The sequence below is a fragment of the Leifsonia sp. HAY1-4F genome, assembly GCF_056755275.1.
The window spans coordinates 1-5,186 of the sequence record NZ_JBNDHX010000160.1 but is presented as its reverse complement, the minus strand read 5'-3'; the positions used below and the strand labels follow the sequence as shown (position 1 = coordinate 5,186).

Genomic DNA, 5,186 nt, shown 5'->3' with positions numbered 1-5,186 from the left:
TTCTTCAGATCCAGCTCCGGCCTCTTGAACTGCATCAACTCCAACAGTTCAGCCGGCTTCGGAAATTGACGGGTGACCATGAGTGATCCTATCGAGGGTCGTAACGGACGAGTGAGGTGGTGCGGGCCACGAGGGCCCGCAGGGTTTCAAGGTCGCCAGTGAGGAGGCCGGCGGCGCGGGCCTGCACGAGGACATTGCCGATCGCGGTGGCCTCCACCGGACCGGCGAGCACGGGCAGACCGCTCCGGTCGGCCGTCGCCTGGCACAGGAGCGCGTTGCGGGCGCCTCCGCCGACGATGTGGATCGCCTCCACGGCGACGCCGGTCAGGGCCGCAGCCCGCTGCACCGACTCCGCGAACGCGCCGGCGAGGCTCTCGACGATCACCCGCACCATGCCGGCCGGCGACGCCGGCGCACTCAGCCCGCGCTCGGAGAACCACCCGGCGATCCGGGAGGGCATATCCCCCGGCGCGAGGAAGCGCGGGTCGTCGGGGTCGAAGACGTCCGCGGGCCGCGGCAGCTCGGCCGCTTCCGCGAGCAGCCCTTCGAGGCCGACCGGCAGGCCGCGCTGCTGCCATTCCCGCAGCGACTCGCTGAGCAGCCACAGTCCCATGACGTTGTGGAGGTACCGGATGCGCCCATCCACGCCGCCCTCGTTCGTGAAGTTGGCGGCGCGGCCCTCCTCGGAGACCACGCGGTGCTCCAGCTCGACGCCGACCAGACCCCAGGTCCCGCAGGAGATGTAGGCGGCGCGTGCCGGATCCATCGGGACGGCCACGACCGCCGAGGCCGTGTCGTGGGAGCCGACCGTGGTGACCACGGGGCCGGCACCCGCGAACGGGAACTCCGCCGCCAGCGACGGGAGCAGGCCGCCGACCGGTGTTCCGGCATCCACCAGCGGTGCGAAGACGCCGGCCGGGAGGCCGAGCCGGCCGATGAGGGCTCTGTTCCAGTCCCCCTCCGCCGTCAGGAGACCCGTCGTGGATGCGTTGGTGCGCTCCGCCTGCTGCGTGCCGGTCAGCCAGTACGTGATCAGGTCGGGGACGAGCAGGAACCGGTCGGCGCCCTCGAGGGAGCCGTCGGCCGCATCCACCGCCAGCTGGTACAGCGAGTTGAACGGCAGGAATTGGAGCCCGCCCTCCCGGTACAGCTCGGCCGGGTCGACGGCGTCGTGGACCAGGGACACGCCCCGGGCCGTGCGCTCGTCGCGGTAATGGTACGGCTCGCCCAGCAGGCGGCCGTCGCGCAGCAGCCCGTAGTCGACCGCCCACGAGTCCACGCCGATACTGGCGAGCGCCGGATCGGAGCGGGCGACTGCCGAGAGCCCGTCGTGGACGCTGGAGAACAGCCCCGTGAGGTCCCAGTGCAGAGCAGAACGGTCGCCCTCCCACACTCGCACGGGCGTGTTGAGGAACCGCGCCGCCTCCGTCAGCTCGAGCGTGCCCGGCCCCACCCGCGCGTGCATGACGCGGCCGCTGGTGGCGCCGAGGTCGACGGCAGCGACGGTGCCCGATCCCTCGCTCATCGCAGGAAGGCCGCCGCGACCCCCGCATCCACCGGGATGTGCAGGCCGGTGGTGTGGTCGAGGTCGCTCGTGCACAGCACGAACACCGCGTTGGCCACGTGCTCGGGCAGCACCTCGCGCTTGAGCAGGGTCCGCTGGGCGTAGTACTGGCCAAGCTCCTCCTCGGGCACTCCGTAGACCGCGGCGCGCTTGGCGCCCCAGCCGCCGGCGAAGATGCCGGAGCCGCGCACCACGCCGTCGGGGTTGATGCCGTTGACGCGGATGCCGTGCTCGCCGAGCTCCGCCGCGAGCAGCCGCACCTGGTGCGCCTGATCGGCTTTCGTCGCCGAGTAGGCGATGTTGTTCGGGCCGGCGAAGATCGAGTTCTTCGAGGAGATGTAGACGATGTCGCCGCCGAGCTTCTGCTCGATCAGCACCTTCGCCGCGGCCCGCGAGACCAGGAACGAGCCCTTGGCCATCACGTTGTGCTGCAGGTCCCAGTCGGCGTTGGTGGTCTCCAGCAGCGGCTTCGAGATCGAGAGGCCGGCGTTGTTGACCACCAGGTCGAGGCCGCCGAAGGCGAGCAGCGCCTCCCGAATAGATGCGTCGACGGCCTTCTCGTCGGTCACGTCCGCGACGACACCGATCGCGACGTCAGCGGTGCCGATCTCGGCAGCGGCGGCCTGCGCCTTGGCCAGGTCGAGGTCGGCGATGACGACGCACGCGCCCTCACCGGCGAGGCGGGTCGCGATCGCCTTCCCGATCCCGGATGCCGCGCCCGTGACGAGCGCGATCCGCCCCGCGAGCGGCTTCGGCTTCGGCATCCGCTGCAGCTTCGCCTCCTCGAGCGCCCAGTACTCGATCCGGAACTTCTCCGACTCCGGGATGGGCGCATACGTGGAGAGCGCCTCCGCGCCGCGCATCACGTTGATCGCGTTGACGTAGAACTCTCCCGCGACGCGCGCGGTCTGCTTGTTCGCGCCGTAGGAGAACATCCCGACACCCGGGATCAGCACGATCGCCGGGTCCGCCCCGCGGATGGCCGGCGAGTCCGCCGTGGCGTGCCGGTCGTAGTACGCCTGGTAGTCCGTACGGTACTGCTCGTGCAGCTCCTCCAGGCGCGCCACCGAGTCCTCGATGGAGGCGTCGGCCGGCAGGTCGAGGACCAGCGGCTTGATCTTGGTGCGCAGGAAGTGGTCCGGGCAGGACGTGCCGAGCGCAGCCAGCCGCGGGTGCTCCGCGGAGGCGAGGAAGTCGAGCACCGCATCCGAATCGGTGAAGTGGCCCACCTGCACCCGGTCGGTGGAGGAGATGGCGCGCAGGTGCGGGGCCAGCGCCGCGGCCTTCGCCCGCCGCTCCCCCTCCGGCAGCGGCCCATAGCCGGGCAGCGCCGGACCGAACGGGTCCGGACGGCCGTGGGCGGCGATGTAGTCCGCCGCGGTCTGGATGATCCACAGCGAGTTGGCCTCCGCCTCCGAGCTCGTCTCCCCCCACGCGGTGATGCCGTGGCCGCCGAGGATGCAGCCGATCGCCTCCGGGTTCGCCGCCTTGATGCCCGCGATGTCGAGTCCGAGCTGGAAGCCCGGGCGCCGCCACGGCACCCACACGACACGACCGCCGAATATCTTCTCCGTCAGCGCCTCACCGTCGGCAGCGGTCGCGATCGCGATCCCCGAGTCCGGGTGCAGGTGGTCGACGTGGGCCGCATCCACCAGCCCGTGCATCGCGGTGTCGATCGACGGCGCCGCGCCGCCCTTCCCGTGCAACGTGTAGTCGAACGCGGCGACCATCTCGTCCTCGCGATCCACACCCGGGTAGACGTTCTGCAGGGCCCGAAGGCGGTCCAGGCGCAGCACCGCCAGGCCGGACTCCGTCAGCGTGCCCAGGTCTCCACCGGAGCCCTTCACCCACAGCAGCTCGACCGGCTCGCCGGTCACCGGGTCGGTCTCAGTGCCCTTGGCGGAGGTGTTGCCGCCGGCGTAATTCGTGTTCTTCGGGTCCGACCCGAGGCGATTGGAGCGGGCGATCAGGTCCGCGACAGTCTCGTTCGTCATCGTGTCACGCCCCCCATCCGGCCTGGGTGCCGCCCACGCGGTCGGCCTCGATCTTCTGCTGGTAGCCGGAGGCCTTGTATGCGGCCATCGGATCGGCGGGCAGGCCGCGCGACTCGCGCCAGGCGGCCAGTTCGGCACGGACGTCGGTGTTGAACGCATCCATGAACACCGCGTTGGCGGCGAGCACGTCGTTGGCGCGCTGCGCGGCGGCAAGCGCCTCGGTGTCCACGAGCAGCGCCTTGGCGGTGGCCTCCTGGACGTTGAGGACGGAACGGATCTGGCCGGGGACCTTCGCCTCCAGGTTGTGGCACTGGTCGAGCATGAACGCGACGTCCGGGTTGGCGTACCCGCCGCCCTGGATCACCTCGAACAGGATGCGGAACAGCTGGAACGGGTCCGCGGCGCCCACGATCAGGTCGTCGTCCGCGTAGAACCGGCTGTTGAAGTCGAAGGAGCCGAGCTTCCCGAGCCGCAGCAGCTGCATCACGATGAACTCGATATTGGTGCCCGGCGCGTGGTGGCCGGTGTCCAGGCACACGACGGCGCGGTCGCCGAGCGCGGCGGTCTGGACGTAGCTGGTCCCCCAGTCCGGGACGTCCGTGTGATAGAACGCCGGTTCGAAGAACTTGTACTCCAGCACCAGCCGTTGGCCCTCGCCGATCCGCTCGTAGATCTTCTGGAGGGAGTCGGCCAGGCGGTCCTGGCGTGCGCGCATCGCATCCTGGCCCGGGTAGTTCGTGCCGTCCGCAAGCCAGATCTTCAGGTCGCGCGAGCCGGTCTCGTTCATCACGTCGATGCACTCGAAGTGGTGGTCGATGGCCTTCTGCCGGATCCGGTCGTCCGCGTGCGTGACCGACCCGAACTTGTAGTCGTCGTCCTGGAACGTGTTCGAATTGACCGTTCCGAGGTCGACGCCGTTGTCCTGGGCATGCTTGCGCAGGTCGGCGTACGAGTCGACCGTGTCCCACGGGATGTGCAGGGCGACGGTCGGCGCCAGCCCGGTGTGCTTGTGCACCTGAGCCGCATCCGAGACCTTCTCGTAGGGGTCGCGTGCGGTGCCCGGCGTGCCGAACACCCGGAACCGGGTGCCCGAGTTGCCGAACGCCCAGCTCGGCAGCTCGATCGCCTGCCGTGCGAGCTGGTCCTGGATGGACGTCAAGTCACTCACTGTCCTGCGCCTTTCGTGTCGTATTTCGTGTCGTCGTTCGTGTTCGCGATCGCTGCGAGCTGGTCCTCGAGATGGAAGATCTCGGGGATCAGCTCGAATGACCGATCGGGGGCATCCCCGTCGAGTCCGTCGAACAGCCGGCTCATCTCGGCCTGCCAGCGGGCGTTGACCTGCGTGAGGTCCATCCGCCGCTGCGCCGATTCGTAGTCGTCCCGCGCCTCGACGTAGCCGATCAGCCAGCCGTCGTCGGCGAGGAAGAGGGAGTAGTTGTCCCATCCCGTCTCCTTCAGCGCGGTCAGCATTTCGGGCCAGACCGCCGCATGCCGCGCGCGGTACTCGTCGAGGTGTGCCGGGTCGACGCGGAGTCGGAAGCACGCGCGTTGCATGGTGGTCGCTTTCGCAAGGAGGAGGAGAGGGAAGGAGCTGTCTCTTATACACATCTGACGCTGCCGACGACGGA

The 5,186-nt window shown here is 69.7% G+C and carries 4 protein-coding genes; all 4 read right to left on the bottom strand.

The annotated features are described in order from the left end of the window. Positions 1 to 88: 88 nt before the first annotated feature. Entirely contained in the window at positions 89 to 1,525 is a 1,437-nt protein-coding gene (locus tag ACPYOG_RS18530) for a rhamnulokinase (RefSeq protein ID WP_481295617.1), read from the bottom strand. After that, positions 1,522 to 3,558, bottom strand: a complete 2,037-nt coding sequence (locus tag ACPYOG_RS18525; protein ID WP_481295616.1) for a bifunctional aldolase/short-chain dehydrogenase — start codon at positions 3,556 to 3,558, stop codon at positions 1,522 to 1,524. Before ACPYOG_RS18525 ends, ACPYOG_RS18530 begins: the two co-directional genes overlap by 4 nt. A gap of 4 nt (positions 3,559 to 3,562) precedes the next feature. Continuing rightward, positions 3,563 to 4,726 carry an L-rhamnose isomerase gene (gene rhaI, locus ACPYOG_RS18520; RefSeq protein ID WP_481295615.1) on the bottom strand — a complete coding sequence of 388 codons (1,164 nt, stop codon included), beginning with the start codon at positions 4,724 to 4,726 and terminating at the stop codon, positions 3,563 to 3,565. Next, positions 4,723 to 5,186, bottom strand: a 464-nt coding sequence (locus ACPYOG_RS18515; protein WP_481295614.1) for an L-rhamnose mutarotase, incomplete at its 5' end; no start/stop codon positions are given. The genes rhaI and ACPYOG_RS18515, both read right to left, overlap by 4 nt.